Consider the following 22,621-nt stretch of genomic DNA (forward strand, 5'->3'; position numbering starts at 1 on the left):
GCCCTGGTGTCGGTGGCCGGCTGAACCCGCGATACCGCTCTCGGGGACGCACGACGCGGCGGTTCACCACGACCCTCGCTGGTCGGAAGTCGAGGAAGACAAGGTACGGGAACAGCGTTTACAAACGCTGTTTTTATACTACGCTAAGAATAGGAACCATGCCAGGCGCGGGCTCGACTTCCACTACCACTGGCACGGGTTACAAGAGCCGCGCCTGCAGATATGGAAAGCATCCTGAGCCAGAGCCCTAGACAGGATGCTTGAGGAGGGAAGCCATCATGACCATCACCCTTGTCATCCCGCTCACATCCCACTGGCAGCACGTCCATGCCGACTGGTGGCAAGACGATCAGGGCAACGACATCCATCGTGCCGAGATCGATGGCGTCACACTCTACCACTGCCACTTCGCCGGATCGCCGCTGCCGTGGGATGCGGTGGCCACGAGCCTGGACGAGGCCATGGCGATCGCCTCGAGGGCCCGGGCACGCCCGGCGCACGACGCCTTGATACCCGACCTGGCGAGGTAGCCGGCGCCATCACCGAGATGCCATCCTCGGTGCCACTGAGAACCTGCGGATAGACCAGGGGACGGATCAGCTGGCGGAGAGCCTTTAGTCGAGGGCCTCCGCCAGGGCAAGTGCCTTATCGTCGGCCTCGTCGATGAGACGCGTTGCAGGCGCTCGGCCTCGAACCGATCGATGATAGCCCTCCACCCGACAGCGGGCAAAGGACGGTGATAACTCCAGCATGACGTCATTCCGGGCCACCGGGACAGCCCCGGCGGCTGCACTCCCGTGGGAGAGGCCGGTACACTGTCTGCATACCCGACGATGGAGCCCTGTATGAACGTCCGCACCTTCGCCCTCGCCCTGCTGCTGCTGGGTCTCGTCCTGGTGGTCGTCGGCTGGCTGACCACCAACCCCGCGGCGTTCGTGGGGCTCACGCTGATCGTGCTCGGCGTGATCCTGCTCTGGACCCGGAGGCAGAATGCCAAGTGAGCTCCCCGATGAGCCGCCGAACGAGTGCCCGACCGACCTGACCGGTCTGCTGGCACGCATGCAACGGGCCGGGGAGCGGGAGACGAGCGTCAGCCTGGACACCTTGCTCGACAGCGTGGGCCGACGCTCCTTCGCCCCTTTCCTGCTGCTCGCTGGGCTGATCACCCTGGCACCCATCCTCGGTGACATCCCCGGCGTGCCCACGCTGATGGCCCTCCTGGTGGTTCTCTCGGCCACACAGTTGCTGGTCGGACGCGATCATATCTGGCTGCCGCGCTGGCTGTTGCAGCGCCATGTCGCCCGCGAGCGCTTCGTGCAGGCCACCCGCTGGATGGAGCGCCCGGCGAGCTGGGTCGATCGCCTGCTCAAGCCACGGCTCACCTGGCTGACCCGGCCGCCCGCCCACCTGCCGGTGGCCCTGACCTGCCTGCTGATCGCCCTGGCCATGCCGCCCATGGAACTGGTGCCCTTCACCGCCACCGGCGCCGGCCTGGCACTCACGCTGTTCGGTCTGGCGCTGCTCGCCCATGACGGCCTGCTGGCCCTGCTGGGTTACCTGCTGACGGTCGGCACCTTCGCCGTGGTGGTCACCACGATCGTCTGACACCGGAATCGGCCGACAGCCTCCTGTCACCGCTGTTCGCATGGCCGGGGAGGACAGCGTTAGAAAACAGCGTTTACAAACACTGTTTTTCTACTATCCTGAAGATAGGGGAACGCTAGGTGCAGGCTCGACTTCTACTCCCGCTGGCACGGGCTACAAGCGCCCCACCTGCAGATCCGGAAAGCATCCTGAGCCAGTACCCGACATGGATCGCTGGAGGAGGGACAGCCGTCATGACCATCACCATCATCACCCCGCTCACTCCCTATTGGCAGCACGTCCATGCCGACTGGTGGCAGGACGCTCAGGGCAACGACATCCATCGTGTCGAGATCGATGGCGACGCCCTCTACCACTGCCATCTCGCCGGTTCATCGCTGCCGTGGAATGCGGTGGCCACAAGCCTGACCGAGGCCATGGCCGTCTGCAACAGGCGTGCCGGCGATCCAGACTCACGCCGCCGCTCTACGCCCGGGCATGTCGCGCAGGAAATGGCTTGGGAGGTATGAGTGACATCAAGACATCAACCGAGGAAGGAAACGCTAAGTGGTTGATGTTCTGGTACCGGCGGTCGGACTCGAACCGACAAGGGCTTGCACCCGGCGGATTTTGAATCCGCTGCGTCTACCAATTCCGCCACGCCGGCAGCGCGTGGCATTATACGTGGCGGTGCGAGCAGGTCAATCGGGACGCCTGACTTCGCGCGCATGAGACGGTATCCTAGGCGGCTTGTCCAGACGGTCCAGTCGCCGTCGCCTCGTCAACCTCCGTCACTCCCGAGTCCCCGATCCGCATGCAGCGTGCCGATTTCCATTACGAGCTTCCCGACGAGCTGATCGCCCGTTACCCCTCCGAGCGGCGCAGCGACTGCCGCCTGCTGTGCGTCGACGGCGCCAGCGGCGCGCGGGCCCACCGCCGCTTCCCCGATCTGCTGGAACTGCTTGCGCCCGGCGACCTGCTGGTGTTCAACGACACCCGGGTGATCCCGGCACGGTTGCACGGCCACAAGGTCAGCGGCGGCAAGGTGGAGATGCTGCTCGAGCGCCCGCTCGACGCCCACCGCGGCCTGGCGCACCTGCGCTCGAGCAAGTCGCCGAAGCCGGGCACCGAGCTGATCTTCGAGGGCGACATCCACGCCGTGGTCGAAGGCCGCCGCGACGCCCTGTTCGAGCTGCGCTTCCTGGGGGACACCCCCCTGGTCGAGCTGCTGGAGAAGCATGGCCATATGCCGCTGCCCCCCTACATCGACCGCAGCGACGAGCTCGCCGACCGGGAGCGCTACCAGACCGTCTACGCCCGCCGCGACGGCGCCGTGGCCGCCCCCACCGCCGGGCTGCACTTCGACGAGCCGCTGATCGAAGCCCTGGCCGCCAAGGGCGTGGAGAGCGCCTTCGTCACCCTGCACGTGGGCGCCGGCACCTTCCAGCCGGTACGCGCCGACGACATCCGCGAGCACCGCATGCACAGCGAGTGGCTGGAGGTGGACGAGGCGACCTGCGCCCAGGTGCGTTCTGCCAAGGCACGCGGCAACCGCGTCATCGCGGTGGGCACCACCAGCGTGCGCTGCCTGGAGAGCGCCTGCCTGAAGCGCCAGGGGGGCAGCAACCAGAGCGGCGAGATCGCTCCCTACAGCGGCGAGACCGATATCTTCATCTACCCGGGCTATGAGTGGCGCTGCGTCGATGCCCTGATCACCAACTTCCACCTGCCCGAGTCGACCCTGCTGATGCTGGTGGCATCCTTCGCCGGTTTCGATCAGGTGATGGCCGCCTACCGCGAGGCGGTGCGCGAGCGCTACGCCTTCTTCAGCTACGGCGACGCGATGTTCCTGACCCGCAAGAGTTCCTGACCCGCAAGACGCCCTAAACGCCTCAGCGCGCCTTGTCTCAATGCCGAGAGTCACATGCGTAACGAATGCTTCATGTCCTTCGAGCGACTGGCCAGCGACGGCCGGGCCCGCCGCGGACGATTGACGTTCCCCAGGGGAACAGTGGAAACCCCGGCCTTCATGCCGGTGGGTACCTACGGCACCGTCAAGGGCATGACCCCGGCCTCGGTGGAGGAGATCGGCGCCGAGATCATCCTCGGCAACACCTTCCACCTGTGGCTGCGCCCCGGCATGGAGGTGATCGAGGCCCACGGCGACCTGCACGACTTCGCCCAGTGGGACAGGCCGATCCTCACCGACTCCGGCGGCTTCCAGGTCTTCTCGCTGGGCGCCATGCGCAAGATCACCGAGCAGGGCGTGCACTTCCGCTCGCCGGTGGACGGCGCCAAGGTGTTCATGGGCCCCGAGGAGTCCATGGCGGTACAGCGCTCGCTGGGGTCCGACGTGGTGATGATCTTCGACGAGTGCACCCCTTACCCGGCCACCGAGCAGGAAGCCGCACTCTCCATGGAGCGCTCGCTGCGCTGGGCGCAGCGTTCCCGCGAGGCCCACGGCGATTCGCCCTCGGCACTGTTCGGCATCATCCAGGGCGGCATGTACCCGGCGCTGCGCGAGCGTTCGCTCGCCGGGCTGCTGGAGATCGGCTTCGATGGCCTGGCCATCGGCGGCCTCTCGGTGGGCGAGCCCAAGGAGGAGATGATCCGGGTGCTCGACTACCTGCCCACCTGGATGCCCGACGACAAGCCGCGCTACCTGATGGGCGTCGGCAAGCCGGAGGACCTGGTGGAAGGGGTGCGGCGTGGCGTCGACATGTTCGACTGCGTGATGCCCACCCGCAACGCCCGCAATGGCCACCTGTTCACCGCCGAGGGGACGGTCAAGATCCGCAATGCCAAGCACCGCCACGCTACCCGCCCGCTCGAGGAGGGCTGCGACTGCTACACCTGCCGGCACTTCTCCCGGGCCTACCTGCACCACCTCGATCGCTGCGGCGAGATGCTCGGCTCGATGCTCAATACCATCCACAACCTGCGCCATTATCAGCGCCTGATGGCCGGTTTGCGCGGTGCCATCGAAGCGGGTACATTGGCGAACTTCGTGGAAGGCTTCTATGCGCAGCGCGGGCTGCCGGTACCTCCCGCTCCGAATTGATCCGCGGTCGGCCCCCGGGACCATGACACCCGGCGCCGACCGTGGACCCGTTTCAGAAGACGCGCTTCCTACACATCGTTTCTGACAACCCAGGAGACACATCCAGATGCTGGACTTCTTCATTTCCCCGGCCATGGCCCAGGACGCCGGCGCCGCCGGTGGCGGCATCGCCCAGATCGTCATGCTGGTCGGTTTCGTGCTGATCTTCTACTTCCTGCTGTGGCGCCCCCAGGCCAAGCGCGCCAAGCAGCACAAGCAACTGATCGGCAGCCTCTCCAAGGGCGACGAGATCGTTATCGGCGGCGGCATGCTGGGACGTATCACCAAGGTCAGCGACGACAGCGAGTTCATCCGCATCGAAGTCGCGGACGGCACCGAGGTCAACGTGCAGAAGAACGCCGTGGCCGCCGTGCTGCCCAAGGGCACCATCAAGTCCATCTGACCCGGGCCCTCCTCGGCCCGGTCGGGCGCTCCCTCCCCCGCGCCCGGCCGGGCCGCCCTTCGGCCACCGCAACGGAACGCGTCGGTGGCCATGACGTCATTACGTCAGCCTCCTATTGTCAGCAACCAAGGGCAGGGCTCGCATGCTCAACCGTTACCCCCTGTGGAAGTATCTGCTGATACTTGCCGTACTCATTGGCGGCCTGGTCTATTCGCTGCCCAATCTCTTCCCCGAAGACCCGGCAGTGCAGGTCAGCAGCGAGCGGGGCGATGCTTCCGTCGACGCGCGCCAGCTCGAGCGCATCCGGGAGTCCCTGGGCGAGGCCGGCATCGAGATCAAGGCCATCGAAAACGAGGACAACCGGTTACTGATCCGCCTCCTCGATACCGATGACCAGATCAAGGCCCGCGACCGCATCACCGCCCTGCTCGGCGACGAGTATGTCGTGGCCCTCAACCTGGCCGAGTCGACCCCGCCCTGGCTGCGGTCACTCTCCGCCTCACCGATGACCCTGGGGCTGGACCTGCGCGGCGGCGTGCACTTCCTGCTGGAAGTCGACATGGACGCCGCCCTCGAGCAGCGCCTCGAGGTCAATGCCAGCGCCATGCGCGAGCTGCTGCGCGGCGAGCGCATCCGCTACCGCGACACCGAGATCGACGACCGCACCCTCGCCATCACCTTCACCGACGCCGAGGATCGCGACGCGGCGCGGCGGCTGATCAGCCGCGAGTTTCCCGACTTCGACTACGCCAGCGAAGGCGAAGAGCGCGGTGCTCGCCTGGTCATGACCATGACCGACCAGGCAGTCAACGAGCTCCAGGACTACGCCATCAACCAGAACCTCACGACCCTGCGCAACCGGGTCGACGAGCTGGGCGTGGCCGAGCCCATGGTCCAGCGCCAGGGCCCGGACCGCATCGTGGTCGAGCTGCCCGGCGTGCAGGACACCGTGGCGGCCAAGCGGGTGGTGGGCGCCACCGCCAACCTGGAGTTCCGCCTCGAGGCCCGCCCGGACACCCCGGACGCCGAGACCGAGACCTTCAACTTCCGCAACGACGAGTCACGCCGCGCCGACCTGCTGCGCGACGTGATCATCACCGGCGACAGCGTCTCCAGCGCCAGCCGCAGCTTCGACGAGAACGGTCGCCCCCAGGTCAACATCAACCTGGACGGCACCGGTGGCACCCTGATGAACCGGGCCACCCGCACCAATATCGGCCGCAACATGGCGGTGCTGTTCATCGAGCACAAGACCCGCGACCAGGTGGTGATCGAGGACGGCGAAGAGGTGACGGTGCGCGAGCCCTACACCGAACGCGGCCTGATCAGCCTGGCGACCATCCAGAGCGCGCTGGGCAACAGCTTCCGCATCACCGGGCTCGACTCGCCCACCGAGGCGGCCGAACTCGCCCTGCTGCTGCGCTCCGGCTCGCTGGCGGCGCCGATCTACTTCGTCCAGGAGCGCACCATCGGCCCGAGCCTGGGCGCCGAGAACATCGAGCGCGGCGTGATGTCGGTGCAGGTCGGCCTGCTGCTGGTGGTGCTGTTCATGCTGGTGCGCTACAAGGTGTTCGGGGTCTTCGCCAACCTCGCCCTGGCGCTCAACCTGACCCTGGTGGTGGCGGCCATGTCGCTGCTCGGGGCCACCCTGACCCTGCCGGGTATCGCTGGCATCGTGCTGACGCTGGGCATGGCGGTGGACGCCAACGTGCTGATCTTCGAGCGAATACGCGAGGAGCTGCGCAGCGGGCTCTCGGTGCAGCAGGCGATCCATGCCGGCTACGAGCGTGCCTTCACCTCGATCATCGATGCCAACATCACCACTCTGCTGGTGGCGGTGATCCTGTTCTCGATCGGCACCGGGCCGGTCAAGGGCTTCGCCGTGACCCTGTCGCTGGGGATCATGACCTCGCTGTTCACCGCCCTGCTGGTGACCCGCGCCATGGTCAACCTCATCTACGGCGGCAAGCCGGTCAAGAAGCTCTGGATCTGATGCATTCACAACAGAGGTGGTCATGAAAACCCTCGTCAACCGACAGTTCGACTTCATGGGCAAGCGCCGCATCGCCTTCGCGATTTCCGGCCTGATGATCCTGGCGTCGATCGTCTCGCTGCTGTTCCAGCAGCTCAACCTGGGGCTCGACTTCACCGGCGGCAGCCTGGTGGAGGTCCGCTACGCCGTGGCGCCCTCGCTCGATGCGGTGCGCCAGATCCTCGAGGCCGCCGAGTTCCGCGACGTCTCGGTCCAGACCTTCGGCGCCTCCACCGAGGTGCTGATCCGCCTGCAGCAGGCCTTCGATCCCGAGGTGGGTGACCGGGTGGTGTCGCTGCTGCGCGAGGGCGGCGACCGGGTGGAGCTGGTGCGTGCCGAGTTCGTCGGCGCCCAGGTCGGCGAGCAGTTGCGCGACCAGAGCGGGCTGGGCCTGCTGGTGGCGCTGGGCATCGTGATGCTCTACGTGGCCTTCCGCTTCCAGTACAAGTTCGCCATCGGCGCCCTGCTGGCGCTGATGCACGACGTGATCATCGTGGTCGGCGTGTTCTCGCTGTTCCAGCTCGAGTTCGACCTCACCGTGCTGGCGGCGCTGCTGGCGGTGATCGGCTACTCGCTCAACGACACCATCGTGGTCTACGACCGTGTCCGCGAGACGATCCGCAAGTCACGCATCGACGACATGCCGGCGATCTTCAACGAAGCGATCAACATGACCCTGTCGCGCACCCTGGCGACGTCGGGCACCACCCTGCTGGTGTTGTTCGCCCTCTACTTCCTGGGCGGCGACATGATCGAGGGTTTCGCCGTGGCCCTGATCATCGGCATCGTGGTGGGCACCTTCTCCTCCATCTATGTGGCCTCGGCCCTGCTGCTGCCGCTCAAGCTCCAGCGCGAGGACCTGATCCCGCCGCCAAAGGAGGCAAGCGAGGAAGAAGAGCAGCTGCCCTGAAAGCTGTAAGCTGTAAGCTGTAAGCTGTAAGCTGTAAGCTGTAAGCTGTTGAATAGAATGCACTTTCAACGACATTAAAAAACCCCACCGCCATCTGGCGCGTGGGGTTTTCGCTTATAGCTTAAGGCTTACAGCTTACGACTCAGAAGTGCGGCTGGAGCTGCTGCACCAGGGCCTTGTAGAGACGCGGCCCGGCGGCCATCAGCCGGCCCTCGACCTCCACCGCGGGCTTGCCGTCGGGGCTCCCCATCAGCGCACCGGCCTCCTTGAGCAGCAGGGCGCCGACCTGCAGGTCCTGCTCCTCGAGGCCGAGCACGAAGGCGGCGTCGGCTCGCCCGGCGGCCAGATCGGCCAGGTCGAGCAGGCCACTGCCCGAGGCCCGCAGCACCTCGACCTGCGGGCCGAGCTGCTGCACCAGGGTCAGGTAGGCCGGCAGATGGCGAGGGCGCAGCCAGGTCTCCGGCAGGCCCATGGCGATACGCGTCCCGGCCACGGCAGACGCCTTAGGCACGCGGATGCGCTTGCCGTTGAGCTGGGCACCGCGGCCACGGCTGGCCAGGTATTCATCGTCGCTGAAGGGACAGATCACCACCGCATGCTCCGCACGGCCCTTGACCAGGCAGACCACCGACAGCGCGAAGCCGGGGGCGGCGACGGTGAGGTTGGAATAGCCGTGAAAGGGTTCGATCTTCCAGAGGGTATCGCTGCCGTCGCCCTCGCCGGCGCGGTAGGGCGTGAAGCGGCCGGTGACGCCGTGCTGCGGGTAGCCGCGGGCGAGCTGGCGGACGATGAGCGTCTCGGCATTGCGGGCGGCGTCCTCCAGCAGGCGGTCGAGGTTGTGCTCTTCGTGGGCGTTCTCGATTCGCTCGCGAATGCGCAGGAACTGTTCGCCGGCGCTGCGCGCGGCGCGCAACGCGAATTGGACCATCGGATGCATGATCGGGCCTTGGGGAGTCGGTGGTGTTAAAGAACGGGGGCGGTTCGGGGGAACCTGTCGGCGCGCATCCTAGCAGACCCGGGATGATTGCGCCACGCACTCGAAGCTCGACGGCAGCATGTTAGACTTCTCTCCCCGATTTCCAGCCGTCCCAAGGGTTCTCCACATGCTCGAGCGCATCCGCATCGTCCTGATCGGCACCAGCCACCCCGGCAACATCGGCGGCACCGCCCGCGCCATGCACAACATGGGGCTCGAGGACCTGGCCCTGGTGGCACCGCGCTGCGAACCGCTCACCGCCGACACCATCTCGCGGGCCTCGGGGGCCGATCACATCGTGCACGGCGCCCGCACGGTCGAGACCCTGGAGCAGGCGGTCGCCGACTGCACCCTGGTGGTGGGCGCCAGCGCCCGCTCACGCACCCTGCCCTGGCCGATGATCACCCCCCGCGAGCTCGGCGACCGGCTGGCCGAGGAACTGGCCGGGCCCGAGACACGGATCGCCCTGGTCTTCGGCCGCGAGGACAGCGGTCTCTCCAACGCCGAGCTGCAGCGCTGCCACGCCCATGTGCACATCCCCGCCAACCCCGACTTCAGCTCGTTGAACCTGGCCACCGCGGTGCAGGTGCTGGCCTACGAGTGCCGGCTGGCCTGGCTGGCGCAGCAGGAGGCGCCCGCCCCCGACACCGAGCCGGCCCAGCCGCTGGCCAGCCACGAGGAGCTCGAACACTATTTCGCCCACCTGGAGCGCACCCTGATCGCCATCGGCTTCCATGACCCGGCGCAGCCGCGCCAGCTGATGGCACGGCTGCGCCGCCTGACCCTGCGCAGTCGCCCCGAGCGCATGGAGCTCAATATCCTGCGCGGGATTCTCTCCGCCACCGAGAAGCAGGCGAGCGGCGGGACGCCGGTCGACCGCGGCGAACCGGACCCGCCGGCTTGAAGCCGCCGGCCGGCGCCCCCAATATGGAGGAATCTCCGGCGTTTGCCATCCACGCGCAGCGCCCCTCCGCCACCCAAGGACCGCTGCATGTTTCAACATCTGCGTGAGGACATCAACAGCGTATTCGCCCGCGACCCCGCGGCGCGCAACTTCCTGGAAGTGCTGACCAACTATCCCGGGCTACACGCCCTGTTGATCCACCGGTTCAGTCACTGGCTGTGGCAGAAGGGCCTCAAGTGGCTCGCCCGCAGCCTGTCGACCTTCTCCCGCTGGCTGACCGGCGTCGAGATTCATCCCGGAGCCTCCATCGGCCGGCGCTTCTTCATCGACCACGGCATGGGCGTGGTGATCGGCGAGACCGCCGAGGTCGGCGACGACGTCACCCTCTACCAGGGCGTGACCCTGGGCGGCACCAGCTGGAACAAGGGCAAGCGCCACCCCACCCTCGAGGACGGCGTGATCGTCGGCGCCGGCGCCAAGATTCTCGGCCCCTTCACCGTCGGCACCGGCGCCAAGATCGGCTCCAATGCCGTGGTCACCAAGGAGGTACCTGCCGGCGCCACCGTGGTCGGCATCCCCGGCAAGGTCGTCCAGCGCGTCGACCCGGACGCCGCGGCGACCCTCGAGGTCGACCCGGCGCGGCGCGAGGCGATGCACCGCAAGTTCGGTTTCGACGCCTACGGCATCAGTCAGGACATGCCCGACCCCGTGGCCCGTTCGATCCAGGCCATGCTCGACCACATGCACGCCGTCGACGAACGCATCGAGCGCATGTGCGGCACGCTGCGCAAGCTCGACGCCAGCTATCGAGAGGGCAAGCTGCCCGAGCTGCGCGACGAGGACTTCGCCGATATCCTCGCCGACGTGGACAGCTGCTGCCCCCCCGTCGACCAGGATGAGCCGGAGAGCGAGGATAAGCCCCGGGGCGACGCCGCCGGTGATGCCCGACCCGACAAGCACCGGGAGAATGGTTGACCGCGACACTCGGTCTTTACCATAATGCCTCTTCGCCCGTGCCGTTTCTCCATGGGGAGACGCACCCGATCCATCGAACCCGACCCATCGTCGGCGCCGAGGTGAAGATCCGCATGCGCCTGACCACCAAGGGACGCTATGCCGTCACCGCCATGCTCGACCTGGCGATGAACGCCGACGAGGGTCCGATCTGCCTCGCCGACATCTCGCGGCGACAGGAGATCTCGCTCTCCTACCTCGAGCAGCTGTTCGCCCGCCTGCGCCGCGCCCGCCTGGTGGAGAGCGTGCGCGGCCCCGGCGGGGGCTACCTGCTGGCACAGCCCGCCGCGGCCATCTCGGTGGCCAGGGTGATCGACGCGGTCGACGAGTCGGTGGACGCCACCCGCTGCGGCGGCCTCTCCGACTGCCAGCAGGGCGATACCTGCCTGACCCACCACCTGTGGTGCGAGCTGTCGGAGCATATCCACGGCTTCCTCGACGGCATCACCCTGGGGCAGCTGGCCGAGCGCCAGGAGGTGCGGGGCATCGCCAACCGCCAGCGTCGCCGGCAGGACAACGACGGCATCCTCGTATCGTCGCCCTGAGGCGTCGGGCAGCCGTTTCCAACATCCGTCACCACTGCGAGCCCATGACCATACCCGTCTACCTCGATTATGCCGCCACCACCCCGGTCGATCCGCGGGTCGCGGAAGTCATGAGCCGCCACCTGACCCTGGACGGCCTCTTCGCCAACCCCGCCTCGCGCAGCCACATGCTCGGCTGGCAGGCGGAGCAGGCCGTGGAGAGCGCTCGCCGCCAGGTCGCCGATGCGATCGGTGCCGACCCCCGCGAGATCGTCTGGACCAGCGGCGCCACCGAGGCCGACAACCTGGCCCTGATCGGCTTCATGCGTGCCAACCGGGCACGGGGGCGCCACCTGGTGACCTCCTGCATCGAGCACAAGGCGGTGGTGGACACCGCCCACGCCCTGGAGGCCGAGGGCTTCGAGGTCACCTGGCTGACGCCCGGCCGTGACGGCCGGGTGACCCCCGACCAGCTGCGCGCGGCCATGCGCACGGACACCGTGCTGGTCTCGCTGATGGCGGTGAACAACGAGCTCGGCTGCGTTCACGACCTGGCGGCGCTCGCCGAGGTCGTCCATGCCGGCGGCGCGGCCTTCCATGTCGACGCCGCCCAGGCCATCGGCCGCATCCCGCTGGATGTCGCACGGCTGGGCATCGACCTGATGTCGCTGTCGGGCCACAAGGCCTATGGCCCCAAGGGCGTCGGCGCCCTCTACGTGAGGCGCAGCCCGGATATCCGCCTGGAGGCGCTGATCCATGGCGGCGGGCACGAACGCGGCATGCGCTCCGGCACCCTGGCCACCCACCAGGCCGTCGGCATGGGCGAGGCCTTCGCCCTGGCCGCCGCCGAAGGCGAGGCCGACCAGCAGCGCATCACGACGCTGCGGGATCGGCTGCTCGACGGCCTGGCCGGCTTCGACGGCGTCCATCGCAACACCGATATCGCCGTGTCGGTGCCCAACATCCTCAACCTGGCCTTCGAGGGGGTCGATGGCGAGTCGCTGCTGATGGCGCTGCGCGACATCGCATTGTCCACCGGGTCGGCCTGCAACTCGGCGAGCGTCGAACCATCCTATGTATTGAAGGGCATCGGCGTGCCGCGCTCCCTGGCACTGGCCTCGTTGCGGTTCAGTTTCGGTCGCTTCACCACCGAAGCCGACATCGACCGGACGCTGCACGCCCTGACCCACGCCCTCGAGGGCCTTCGCCGCCAGGCGATCTGACCACTCACCCCGTGCAGGAGAAAGACCATGGCGCACCTTACGATCACCACCGCCGCCGCCGACCAGATCCGCCGGGTCCTCGACGAGCGCGGCCACGGCCTCGGCCTGCGCGTCTCGGTCAAGCCGAGCGGCTGCTCCGGCTACAGCTACGTGCTCGATTTCGCCGACGAGGCCGCCAATGACGATGTGGCCTTCGAGGAGCACGGCGTGGCCGTGTTCGTCGCCCCCGACGCCCTGGAGATGCTCGACGGCAGCGAGGTCGACTACGTCTCGGAAGGGCTCAACCGCTACTTCCGCTTCAACAACCCCAACGTCAAGGATGAGTGCGGCTGCGGCGAGAGCTTCAGCGTCTGAGCCCTGCCGACGCCAGCCGGAACACGCATGCGCGGGGCGATTGTTCAACGCCTCCCCGGGGCGTTATAATCCCCGCCCAGTCGGCGAACTCGCCGAACCGCCGGACCGCCGGCCGCATCATCCGATTCGCCGCGCCGCCCCCGCTCCCGATTCAGGAGCCCCGGGGCGGCGCGGCGCTATCCATCGACAGCCATGTCAACCACCCCTACCGGAGACACGCCCATGCCCACCCAGCGCACCCTGTCCATCATCAAGCCCGACGCCGTCGCCAAGAACGCCATCGGCGAGATCATCGCGCGCTTCGAGAAAGCCGGCCTCAAGGTCGTCGCCGCCAAGATGCTGCAGCTCTCCGAAGAGAAGGCCGGCGGCTTCTATGCCGAGCACAAGGAGCGCCCCTTCTTCAAGGACCTGGTGGGCTTCATGACCTCCGGCCCGGTCGTGGTGCAGGTGCTGGAGGGTGAAGACGCCATCGCCAGGAACCGCGACCTGATGGGCGCCACCAACCCCAAGGACGCCGCGCCGGGCACCATCCGCGCCGACTTCGCCGAGACCATCGACGCCAACGCCGTGCACGGTTCCGACTCGCCGGAATCCGCCGAGCGCGAAGTGGCCTACTTCTTCGGCGCCGACGAGATCTGCCCGCGCTGAGGAACGCCCTTCCCGCGGTCTTCCTGGCGGGAGTGATAGCCACTCCCGCCCTTCCGGCCGCCCTCCTTGCCCCAACGACCCGCTGACCGCCATGACCGCCACGATCGCTCCCCAACGCACCAACCTGCTCGGCCTCTCTCGCGAGGAGATGGAAGCATTCTTCCTCTCCATCGGCGAGAAGAAGTTCCGTGCCGCCCAGGTGATGAAGTGGATCCACCACGAGGGCTGCGACGACTTCGCGGCCATGACCAATCTGTCCAAGGCACTGCGCGCGCGACTGGCCGAGGTCGCCGAGATCCGGGGTCCCGGCGTGGTCTACGAGGGCTCCTCCAGCGACGGTACCCGCAAGTGGGTGCTCGAGGTCGAGGACGGCAGCTACGTGGAGACGGTGCTGATCCCGGCCGACAACGGCAAGCGCCGCACCCTCTGTGTCTCCTCCCAGGTCGGCTGTTCGCTGGACTGCAGCTTCTGCTCCACCGGCAAGCAGGGCTTCCAGCGCAACCTCACCGCCGCCGAGATCATCGGTCAGGTATGGGTCGCCCAGCGCAGCGTCGGCCCGCGCAAGGACACCGCCAACCGTCCGGTCACCAACGTGGTGATGATGGGCATGGGCGAGCCGCTGATGAACTACGACAACGTCGTGCCGGCGATGAAGCTGATGCTCGACGACGACGGCTACGGCCTCTCCAAGCGTCGCGTCACCCTCTCTACCTCCGGGGTGGTGCCGATGCTCGACAGGCTCGGCGACGAACTCGACGTGAGCCTGGCCATCTCGCTGCATGCGGCCACCGACGAGCTGCGCAGCGAGCTGGTGCCGCTCAACCGCAAGTACAACATCCGCGCCCTGCTGGATGCCTGTCAGCGCTACCTCGCCAAGTGCGCCGACACCCGGATGATCACCATCGAGTACACCCTGATCAAGGACGTCAACGACCAGCAGGAGCACGCCGAACAACTCGCCGCCCTGCTCGAGGAGTTGCCGTGCAAGATCAACCTGATTCCGTTCAACCCCTTTCCCCATTCGGGCTATGAAAAACCATCGCGCAACCAGACGATGCGTTTCCAGCAGTGGCTCTATGAGCTGGGCTACACGGCCCCGATCCGCTCCACCCGCGGCGACGACATCGATGCCGCCTGCGGCCAGCTGGTAGGGCGCGTCAAGGATCGTACCAGGCGTCACGAGCGCTATATCCGGTCAATCCAGATCGACGCCGACTGAGCCGGGGGTCACCTTGACTTCAACCGGGCTCGGCGCTTTGATGGACAGGCCTTTTTCCCCACTGGCGGCGGTTCGCCTGCGACACGCCACCGGTGGTGTCGTGCCCACTATCGAGAGGACGCCATGACTCGCTGCCCACGCTCGCCCGGACTCACGCAGGCCCCTGCCGTCGCCGTCCTGCTGGGGACGCTGTGGCTGGCCGGCTGCGCCTCCCAGGCGGGCCCGCTCAACGGCAGCGAGGAGAGCCCCGTCGACGCCTACACCCAACTCGGCATCGCCTACCTCGAGCGAGGCAACCTGCAGCGCGCCATGAGCTCGCTGGACCGGGCCCTGCAGAGGGCGCCCGACGACGCCGAGGCCCTGCAGGCCATGGCCATGGTCTACCAGCGCCAGGGGGAGAGCGAGCTCGCCGACGAGACCTTCCGGCGTGCCCTCGACGCCGACACCGGCTTCACTCGGGCACGCAACAACTATGCGGCCTTCCTGTATGATCGTGGGCGCATCCGCGAGGCCTGCGACCAGCTCGAGCAGGCCACCCAAGATACCCAGTATGCCAACCGGGCCCAGCTGTTCGCCAACCTGGGGCAGTGCCAGCAGGAACTCGGCGACCTCGACGCCGCCCGGACCAGCCTGACCCGCGCCCAGGCGATCGACCCGCGCAGTGCCCGCAGCTACTTCACGCTGGCCGAACTCGAGCATGCCCAGGGCAATCATGCTCGCGCCCGGAACCAGCTCGAGGGCTTCATGCGCCTGGCCGGCACCAGCCCCGCGGCACTCCTGCTGGCCCGTGACATCGCCCGGGCCGAGGGCGACCAGGCGGCCGCTGCCTTCTACACCGAGCAACTGGATGCAGTCAATGGCGCTCCCTGACCACCGATTCTTGACGAAGGAAGCTCAGCCATGAGCGACACCCATATCACCGATGCCGCCGACGTCGCCCTCACGGTCTCGCCGGGCGAACAGCTCAAGCACGAGCGCGAGTCGCAGGGCCTTTCCCGCGAGGAGGTCGCGGAGACCCTGAACCTGCGCCCTGCGGTGATCCAGGGGCTCGAGGACGACAACTATGAAGAGGTCCCCGTCGCCGCCTATCGGCGGGGCTACCTGCGCTCCTATGCCCACCTGCTGGGCATCGACGACCGCCCGGTGCTGGAAGCCTACCGGGCGCGTTTCGGCAGCGAGGAGCAGGAGCGCAAGGTGACACCGGTGCATGTCACCCGGCCGCCGTCACGCATCGGCGCCTGGCTGTTCCGGCTGGTCACCCTGCTGGTGATCGCCGGGCTGATCGGCCTGACGCTGCTGTGGTGGCAGAGCCGTGGCGGCAACGAGCCCCCCGGCGTCAGCGACAGCGGGCCGGTGTCGGTGGACAGCCTCGACGGCAGCACCACCATCACCGAGGGCGACGAGGCACCGGCCACCGCGGAGGAGTCGGGCGAACTCGGTGCCCTGCCACCGCTGCCCGAAGAGGAGAGTGACCTGGGCCTGGTCGAGGATCCCCAGGCCATCGGCGAGCTCCCCGCCGGCGAGGTGGATGCCGGTCCGGCCCATATCGTCGCCGCCGATCGCGGTGCACCCGACGAGGCCGAGCGGGAGACGCCGGCCGAGGAGGCCACCGAAGCCGAGGCGGCTCCGGCGACAGCCGCCGACCCGCGGGTACTGGAGCTGACCTTCAACGAGCAGTCCTGGACCGAGATCTTCGATGCCGACAACCAGCGCATCCTCGTCGGTCTTCAGGAACCCGGCACCACGGCAAGCGTCGAAGGCGAACCGCCGTTCCGCCTGACCGTGGGCAACGCCACCGGCGTCGAGCTCCTCTGGGGCGGCGAATCCATCGATCTCAGCGCTCGCGCCGGTGCCAACAACGTCGCCCGCTTCACCCTGGGAGAATGATTCCGTCATCATGCATGCTCAATCCCCCATCCAGAGACGCCTGTCACGCCAGATCCATGTCGGCAGGGTAGCGGTCGGCGGCGATGCCCCCATCTCCGTGCAGAGCATGACCAACACCGACACCCTGGACGTGGCTGCCACCGTGGCCCAGATCCGCCAGCTCGAGACCGCCGGCGCCGATATCGTGCGCGTCTCGGTGCCCGACATGGACGCCGCCGAGGCCTTCGGCCGCATTAAGCGCCAGGTCGACGTTCCCCTGGTGGCAGACATCCACTTCGACTACCGGATCGCCCTGCGCGTCGCCGAGCTCGGCGTCGACTGCCTGCGCATCAACCCCGGCAACATCGGCCGGGAAGACCGGGTCAGGGCCGTCGTATCGGCCGCCCGCGACAACGGCATCCCGATCCGCATTGGGGTCAACGCCGGCTCGCTGGAGAAGGACCTGCAGAAGAAGTACGGCGAGCCGACCCCCGAGGCGCTGGTGGAATCGGCGATGCGCCATATCGACCACCTGGATCGTCTCGACTTCCAGGAGTACAAGGTCAGCGTCAAGGCCTCGGACGTGTTCATGGCCGTGGCCGCCTACCGCCAACTGGCCAGGCTGATCGAGCAGCCACTGCACCTGGGCATCACCGAGGCGGGTGGGCTGCGCTCGGGCACCGTCAAGTCCTCCATCGGCCTGGGCCTGCTGCTGATGGACGGCATCGGCGATACCATCCGCGTGTCGCTGGCCGCCGATCCCGTCGAGGAGATCAAGGTCGGCTATGACATGCTCAAGAGCCTTCGCCTGCGCTCGAAGGGCATCAACTTCATCGCCTGCCCCAGCTGCTCGCGGCAGAACTTCGACGTCATCGGCACCATGAACGCCCTCGAGGAGCGCCTCGAGGACATCATGACGCCGCTGGATGTCTCGGTGATCGGCTGCGTGGTCAACGGTCCCGGCGAGGCCAAGGAGAGCGATGTCGGTCTCACCGGCGGCAGCCCCGCCAACCTCGTCTACATCGACGGCAAGCCGGCCTCCAAGCTGCGCAACGATCACCTGGTCGACGACCTGGAGCGGCTGATCCGCGACAAGGTGCGCGAGAAGGAGCAGGCCGAGAAGGACCTGATCGCCCGCGGGGCCTGACCCGCCGACGACCCATCAAGGAGTTACCGTTGAGCAAGAAGATCCAGGCCATTCGTGGCATGAACGACCTGCTGCCCGGCCAGTCGGCGCTGTGGCAGTACTTCGAGGGACAGGTGCGCGTGCTGATGCAGCGCTACGGCTATGACGAGATCCGCACCCCCATCGTCGAGCAGACCGCGTTGTTCGCCCGCTCCATCGGCGAGGTCACCGATATCGTCGAGAAGGAGATGTACACCTTCGAGGACCGCAACGGCGACAGCCTGACCCTTCGCCCCGAGGGCACGGCGAGCTGCGTGCGCGCCGCCATGGAGCATGGCCTGCTGCACAACCAGACCCAGCGGCTCTGGTACCAGGGCCCGATGTTCCGCCACGAGCGCCCGCAGAAGGGCCGCTACCGGCAGTTCCATCAGGTCGGCGTCGAGACCTTCGGCCTCGACGGCCCCGACATCGACGCCGAGGTGATCCTGCTCTCGGCCCGGCTGTGGCAGCAATTGGGGCTCTTCGAGCACGTCACCCTGGAGCTCAACTCGCTGGGCTCCTCAGCGGCCCGGGCCGCCTATCGAGAACTGCTGGTGGCCTATTTCGAGCGCCACCATGCCCTGCTCGACGAGGACTCCCGCCGGCGCCTGACGAGCAACCCGCTGCGCATCCTCGACTCGAAGAACCCCGACATGGCCGAGATGCTCGCCGGGGCACCGAAGCTGATGGATCACCTCGACGACGCCTCCCGCGAGCACTTCGAGCAGCTCACCGCGCTGCTCGACGCCGCCGGCATCGACTACGTGATCAACCCGCGCCTGGTACGCGGCCTGGACTACTACGGCCGCACCGTCTTCGAGTGGACCACCACGGCGCTGGGCAGCCAGGGCACCGTCTGTGCCGGTGGCCGCTACGACGGCCTGGTGGAGCAGCTCGGCGGCAAGCCGACCCCCGCGGTGGGCTTCGCCATGGGCATCGAGCGCCTGATCCTGCTGCTCGAGACCCTGGCGCTGGTGCCCGAGGGTGCCCGCGGCGAGCTCGACCTCTACCTGCTGCCGATGGATGACGCCGCCACCCGCCAGGCGCTGCTGCTCGGCGAGCGGCTGCGCGGCGAACTGCCCGGGCTGCGCGCCCAGCTGCATTGCGGCGGCGGCAGCTTCAAGAGCCGCATCAAGAAGGCCGACCGCAGCGGCGCCCGCCTCGCGCTGTTGCTCGGCGAGGACGAGTTGGCCCAGGGCACGGCCACGCTGAAGTTCCTGCGCGAGGAGCGCGAGCAGCTGAGCCTGCCCCAGGCGGAGCTCAAAGCCACCCTGGCATCGCTGCTGGCAGGCGAGAACGCCTGAACGACCCGTTTCAGGATGCCGACGCCGATCCAATTCAGGATCCCGACGCCGATCCAATTCAGGATCCCGACGCCGATCCAATTCAGGATCCCGACGCCGATCCAATCAGGATCCCGACACCGATCCGTGCAGGATCCCGAACCGGATCCTCCAGGACAGAAGGAGACCGCCTGTGGCGGAGCTGAGAACCGAAGAAGAGCAGCTTGATGCGATCAAGCGCTGGTGGAAGGAGAACGGCACCTCGCTGATCGCCGGGGTCGCCATCGCCGCGGCCGGCGTGTTCGGCTGGAACGCCTGGCAGAACTATCAGGAGAACCAGGCCCAGGCCGCCTCCATGCGTTACCAGCAGCTGATCAACCAGACCGCCGGCAACGAACTCGACGAGGCCGACATCGGCGAGGCCCGCGCACTGGTGGCGGAGATCATCGACAGCCACGGCAAGACGCTCTATGCCGACCTGGCACGACTGGTCGATGCCCGGCTAGCGGTGGCCCAGGGCGACCAGGCCGCGGCCCGCGACGCCCTGGAAGGGGCGATCGATGCCAGCTCCCGTGATTACGTGCAGGGCCTGGCACGGCTGCGCCTGGCGCGACTGCAGGTCGCCGATGGCGATGCCGAGGCCGCGCTCGCCACCCTCGACGCCGGTGTCCCGGAGGCCCTGGCCGCCCAACGCGCCGACGTCCGCGGCGACGCCTATCACGCCCTGGGCCGCGAGGACGAGGCCCGCGAGGCATGGAATGAGGCACTGGGACTCGCCGAGGAGCGCGATCAACCGCTCTATGGCGTCCAGCTCAAGCTCGACAACCTGGGTTTTGACGAGGCCACGCTATGAAACCGACACTCCTGATCGCCGCCGCCGCGAGCCTGGCCCTGCTGGCCGGATGCGCCGGCAAGGTGGAACCGCAGTACCCGCCCAAGGACCTCGAGGGCTTCGAGGAGAGCGTCAGCCTGAATACCGCCTGGAGCGAGCGAGTCGGGAGTGGCCTCGGCCGCGCGAGCTACCCCATCGCCCCGGCCCGGGACGGCGACGCCGTCTTCGCCGCCGACGAGCGCGGCCGGCTGATGGCGCTGGATGCCGATGACGGCGATACCCGCTGGGAAGTCGACCTCGAGGTGCCCGTTTCCAGTGGCCTCACCGCCGTGGCGAACCGGGTCTACCTGGGCACCCGCAACGGCGAGGTGCTGGCCATCGACCAGCGCGATGGCGAGGTGCTCTGGCGCGCCCGGGTCCCCAGCGAGGTGCTGGCCGCGCCCCAGCCCAGCCAGCAGTTGCTGGTGGTGCAGAGCGTCGACGGCAGCGTCACCGCCCTGGACCGGGCCAACGGCGAGGGACGCTGGACCTACAGCACCACCCGGCCCGCGCTGACCCTGCGCGGCACCGGCACCCCCATGGTGATCGACCCGGTCACCTTCGCCGGCATGCCCAACGGCCGCCTGGTGACCCTGGACAACCGCAACGGCCAACCGCTGTGGGACATGCGCATCGCCGTGCCCCAGGGCCGCAGCGACATCGACCGGCTGGTCGACCTGGCCGCCCAGCCGGTACTGACCCCGGACGGCCGCCTCTTCGTGACCAGCTACAACGGTCGCCTGGTCGCCCTGGAAGCCACCCAGGGCGAGGTGCTGTGGGAGCGCGAGCTCTCCAGCTATCTGACCCCGATCCTGGTCGGCGACTTCCTGTTCACCGTCAACGAGGCCAGCCATGTCATCGCCCTGGACGCCAACAGCGGCGACGAGATCTGGCGCAACGAGTCCCTGGAGGGACGTCGCATCACCGCTCCGGCCTTCGCCGACGGCAGCCTGGTATTCGGCGACTTCGAGGGCTACCTGCACCTGATCGAGGCGCGCAGCGGCGAGTTGACCGGCCGCACCCGCGTCGACCGCTCGGGCATCAGCGTGCGCCCCCTCACCGAGGGACGCCGCATCCATGTGCTGGCCGACGACGGCAGCCTAGAGACCCTGGACATCCAATGACCCCCGTGATCGCCCTGGTCGGCCGCCCCAACGTGGGCAAGTCGACCCTGTTCAACCGCCTGACCCGCTCCCGGGACGCCCTGGTGGCCGACTTCCCGGGGCTCACCCGCGACCGCAAGTACGGCAACGGCGTGCTCGGCGGCAAGGCGTATACGGTGATCGACACCGGCGGCATCAGCGGCGACGAGGAAGGCATCGATGCGGCCATGGCCGAGCAGTCGCTGCAGGCCATCGACGAGGCCGACATCGTGCTGTTCATGGTCGACGCCCGCGCCGGCCTCAACGTCGCCGACGAGGCCATCGCCAACCACCTGCGGGTCAACCAGAAGAAGACCTGGCTGGTGGTCAACAAGACCGACGGCCTGGAAGAGCACACCGCCATGGCCGACTTCTGGCAGTTGGGACTCGGCGACCCGCACCCCATCGCCGCCGCCCATGGCCGCAACGTCACCGGCCTGATCGAGGCGGTGCTCGAGCCCTTCCCCGAACGCGACGAGAGCATCCCTGCCGACACCGGCACCAAGGGCATCCGCATCGGCGTGATCGGTCGCCCCAACGTGGGCAAGTCGACGCTGGTCAACCGCCTGCTCGGCGAGGAGCGGGTGGTGGTCTTCGACGAGGCCGGCACCACCCGCGACGCCATCGAGATCCCCTTCGAGCGCCGCGGCACGCCCTACGTGCTGGTGGACACCGCCGGTGTGCGGCGACGCAAGAACGTCCGCGAGATCGCCGAGAAGTTCTCGATCATCAAGACCCTCGAGGCGATCAAGGAGTGCCATGTCGCGGTCATGGTGCTGGATGCCCGCAGCGGCCTGGTCGAACAGGACCTGCACCTGCTCGACTATGTGTTGACCAGTGGCCGTGCCCTGGTGCTGGCGGTCAACAAGTGGGACGGCCTGGAAAGCGAGGCCAAGGACAGGATGCGCGCCGAGGTCAAGCGCCGCCTGGGCTTCGCCGACTACGCCGAGCTGCACTTCATCTCGGCGCTGCACGGCACCGGGGTGGGCGACCTCTACCCCTCCATCGAGCGCGCCTTCGCCTCGGCCAACAGCCACTGGTCGACCAACCGCCTGACCACCATCCTCCAGGACGCCGTGGAGCAACACCAGCCACCGCTGGTCAATGGCCGGCGCATCAAGCTGCGCATGGCCCACCAGGGCGGCAGCAACCCACCGATCATCGTGGTCCACGGCAACCAGACATCGTCGCTGCCCGAGGCCTACCGTCGCTACCTGACCAACACCTTCCGCAAGGTGCTCAAGGTGCGTGGCACCCCGCTGCGCTTCGAGTTCCGCTCGGGCAAGAACCCCTTCGACAGCATGGCCGGCGCCAGCGACAAGGAGAAGGCCAAGAAGCGCGAACTGGGCCGCACCCGCGAGGCGCGCAAGAGCCGCCGCTGAGTCACTTCCGCCTCACCCCCA

General features: G+C 67.8%; 24 protein-coding genes and 1 tRNA gene. 23 read left to right on the plus strand and 2 right to left on the minus strand.

Annotation, left to right across the window (positions count from 1 at the left end; all coding sequences use genetic code 11):
* Positions 1–278: 278 nt before the first annotated feature.
* The 4 genes from QLQ85_RS07925 to QLQ85_RS07940 all read left to right on the plus strand — a co-directional run bounded on the left by QLQ85_RS07925 (position 279) and on the right by QLQ85_RS07940 (position 2,114).
* The gene (locus QLQ85_RS07925; RefSeq protein ID WP_282738497.1) at positions 279–530 is read left to right on the plus strand and encodes a hypothetical protein; all 252 of its coding nucleotides are present in this window, start codon (positions 279–281) and stop codon (positions 528–530) included.
* A gap of 315 nt (positions 531–845) precedes the next feature.
* Positions 846–1,001 carry a hypothetical protein gene (locus QLQ85_RS07930; RefSeq protein WP_282738498.1) on the plus strand — a complete coding sequence of 52 codons (156 nt, stop codon included), beginning with the start codon at positions 846–848 and terminating at the stop codon, positions 999–1,001.
* On the plus strand, positions 991–1,605 hold the full coding sequence (locus QLQ85_RS07935) for an exopolysaccharide biosynthesis protein (RefSeq protein ID WP_282738499.1): 615 nt from the start codon (positions 991–993) through the stop codon (positions 1,603–1,605). The genes QLQ85_RS07930 and QLQ85_RS07935 overlap by 11 nt, the downstream gene beginning before the upstream one ends.
* A 233-nt stretch (positions 1,606–1,838) precedes the next feature.
* A complete protein-coding gene (locus QLQ85_RS07940) occupies positions 1,839–2,114 on the plus strand; it encodes a hypothetical protein (RefSeq protein WP_282738500.1) in 276 nt (91 codons plus the stop codon).
* A 50-nt stretch (positions 2,115–2,164) separates the two neighbouring features.
* On the opposite strand, the gene QLQ85_RS07945 is transcribed toward QLQ85_RS07940, so the two are convergent.
* A tRNA-Leu gene (locus tag QLQ85_RS07945) sits at positions 2,165–2,251 on the minus strand.
* Positions 2,252–2,398: 147 nt separating this feature from the next.
* Between QLQ85_RS07945 and queA the strand changes: the two genes are divergently transcribed.
* From queA to secF, 5 genes are all read left to right on the plus strand, one after another.
* Positions 2,399–3,454: a tRNA preQ1(34) S-adenosylmethionine ribosyltransferase-isomerase QueA gene (gene queA, locus QLQ85_RS07950; protein ID WP_282738501.1), complete on the plus strand. Its 1,056-nt coding sequence runs from the start codon at positions 2,399–2,401 to the stop codon at positions 3,452–3,454.
* A gap of 72 nt (positions 3,455–3,526) precedes the next feature.
* Complete coding sequence (gene tgt / locus QLQ85_RS07955) at positions 3,527–4,645, plus strand: tRNA guanosine(34) transglycosylase Tgt (protein WP_282738573.1); 1,119 nt, start codon at positions 3,527–3,529, stop codon at positions 4,643–4,645.
* A 106-nt stretch (positions 4,646–4,751) separates the two neighbouring features.
* A complete protein-coding gene (gene yajC / locus QLQ85_RS07960; RefSeq protein ID WP_102629134.1) occupies positions 4,752–5,087 on the plus strand; it encodes a preprotein translocase subunit YajC in 336 nt (111 codons plus the stop codon).
* A 142-nt stretch (positions 5,088–5,229) separates the two neighbouring features.
* Positions 5,230–7,080 carry a protein translocase subunit SecD gene (gene secD / locus QLQ85_RS07965; protein ID WP_282738502.1) on the plus strand — a complete coding sequence of 617 codons (1,851 nt, stop codon included), beginning with the start codon at positions 5,230–5,232 and terminating at the stop codon, positions 7,078–7,080.
* A 22-nt stretch (positions 7,081–7,102) separates the two neighbouring features.
* Complete coding sequence (gene secF, locus QLQ85_RS07970; protein ID WP_282738503.1) at positions 7,103–8,029, plus strand: protein translocase subunit SecF; 927 nt, start codon at positions 7,103–7,105, stop codon at positions 8,027–8,029.
* Between the two features lie 142 nt (positions 8,030–8,171).
* Here the strand turns inward: secF and QLQ85_RS07975 are convergent, their stop codons facing one another.
* The gene (locus tag QLQ85_RS07975) at positions 8,172–8,966 is read right to left on the minus strand and encodes an inositol monophosphatase family protein (RefSeq protein ID WP_282738504.1); all 795 of its coding nucleotides are present in this window, start codon (positions 8,964–8,966) and stop codon (positions 8,172–8,174) included.
* A gap of 166 nt (positions 8,967–9,132) precedes the next feature.
* On the opposite strand from QLQ85_RS07975, the gene trmJ reads away from it, so the two are divergent.
* From trmJ to der, 14 genes are all read left to right on the plus strand, one after another.
* A complete protein-coding gene (gene trmJ / locus QLQ85_RS07980; RefSeq protein ID WP_282738505.1) occupies positions 9,133–9,909 on the plus strand; it encodes a tRNA (cytosine(32)/uridine(32)-2'-O)-methyltransferase TrmJ in 777 nt (258 codons plus the stop codon).
* Positions 9,910–9,996: 87 nt separating this feature from the next.
* Positions 9,997–10,884, plus strand: coding sequence for a serine O-acetyltransferase (gene cysE, locus QLQ85_RS07985; RefSeq protein ID WP_282738506.1), 888 nt, complete (start codon positions 9,997–9,999; stop codon positions 10,882–10,884).
* Positions 10,885–10,997: 113 nt separating this feature from the next.
* On the plus strand, positions 10,998–11,468 hold the full coding sequence (gene iscR / locus QLQ85_RS07990; protein WP_282722796.1) for a Fe-S cluster assembly transcriptional regulator IscR: 471 nt from the start codon (positions 10,998–11,000) through the stop codon (positions 11,466–11,468).
* A gap of 44 nt (positions 11,469–11,512) precedes the next feature.
* A complete protein-coding gene (locus QLQ85_RS07995) occupies positions 11,513–12,670 on the plus strand; it encodes an aminotransferase class V-fold PLP-dependent enzyme (RefSeq protein ID WP_282738507.1) in 1,158 nt (385 codons plus the stop codon).
* 27 nt (positions 12,671–12,697) lie between these two features.
* Positions 12,698–13,024: a HesB/IscA family protein gene (locus tag QLQ85_RS08000; RefSeq protein ID WP_282722794.1), complete on the plus strand. Its 327-nt coding sequence runs from the start codon at positions 12,698–12,700 to the stop codon at positions 13,022–13,024.
* A 222-nt stretch (positions 13,025–13,246) separates the two neighbouring features.
* A complete protein-coding gene (gene ndk, locus QLQ85_RS08005) occupies positions 13,247–13,672 on the plus strand; it encodes a nucleoside-diphosphate kinase (protein ID WP_102629143.1) in 426 nt (141 codons plus the stop codon).
* A 91-nt stretch (positions 13,673–13,763) separates the two neighbouring features.
* Positions 13,764–14,891, plus strand: coding sequence for a 23S rRNA (adenine(2503)-C(2))-methyltransferase RlmN (gene rlmN / locus QLQ85_RS08010; RefSeq protein WP_282722793.1), 1,128 nt, complete (start codon positions 13,764–13,766; stop codon positions 14,889–14,891).
* Between the two features lie 123 nt (positions 14,892–15,014).
* Entirely contained in the window at positions 15,015–15,761 is a 747-nt protein-coding gene (gene pilW, locus QLQ85_RS08015; protein WP_282738508.1) for a type IV pilus biogenesis/stability protein PilW, read from the plus strand.
* A 30-nt stretch (positions 15,762–15,791) separates the two neighbouring features.
* Positions 15,792–16,778 carry a RodZ domain-containing protein gene (locus QLQ85_RS08020; RefSeq protein WP_282738509.1) on the plus strand — a complete coding sequence of 329 codons (987 nt, stop codon included), beginning with the start codon at positions 15,792–15,794 and terminating at the stop codon, positions 16,776–16,778.
* Between the two features lie 10 nt (positions 16,779–16,788).
* Entirely contained in the window at positions 16,789–17,904 is a 1,116-nt protein-coding gene (gene ispG, locus QLQ85_RS08025) for a flavodoxin-dependent (E)-4-hydroxy-3-methylbut-2-enyl-diphosphate synthase (protein ID WP_282722790.1), read from the plus strand.
* A gap of 29 nt (positions 17,905–17,933) precedes the next feature.
* Positions 17,934–19,226 (plus strand): histidine--tRNA ligase, encoded by a 1,293-nt coding sequence (gene hisS, locus QLQ85_RS08030; protein ID WP_282738510.1) that lies wholly within the window; start codon positions 17,934–17,936, stop codon positions 19,224–19,226.
* 172 nt (positions 19,227–19,398) lie between these two features.
* A complete protein-coding gene (locus QLQ85_RS08035; protein WP_282738511.1) occupies positions 19,399–20,058 on the plus strand; it encodes a YfgM family protein in 660 nt (219 codons plus the stop codon).
* Positions 20,055–21,200, plus strand: coding sequence for an outer membrane protein assembly factor BamB (gene bamB / locus QLQ85_RS08040; protein WP_282738512.1), 1,146 nt, complete (start codon positions 20,055–20,057; stop codon positions 21,198–21,200). Before QLQ85_RS08035 ends, bamB begins: the two co-directional genes overlap by 4 nt.
* Positions 21,197–22,600, plus strand: coding sequence for a ribosome biogenesis GTPase Der (gene der / locus QLQ85_RS08045; RefSeq protein WP_282738513.1), 1,404 nt, complete (start codon positions 21,197–21,199; stop codon positions 22,598–22,600). Before bamB ends, der begins: the two co-directional genes overlap by 4 nt.
* Positions 22,601–22,621 lie beyond the last annotated feature (21 nt).

It is taken from the genome of Halomonas kalidii (assembly GCF_030010475.1).
Taxonomy (GTDB): Bacteria; Pseudomonadota; Gammaproteobacteria; order Pseudomonadales; family Halomonadaceae; genus Halomonas; species Halomonas heilongjiangensis.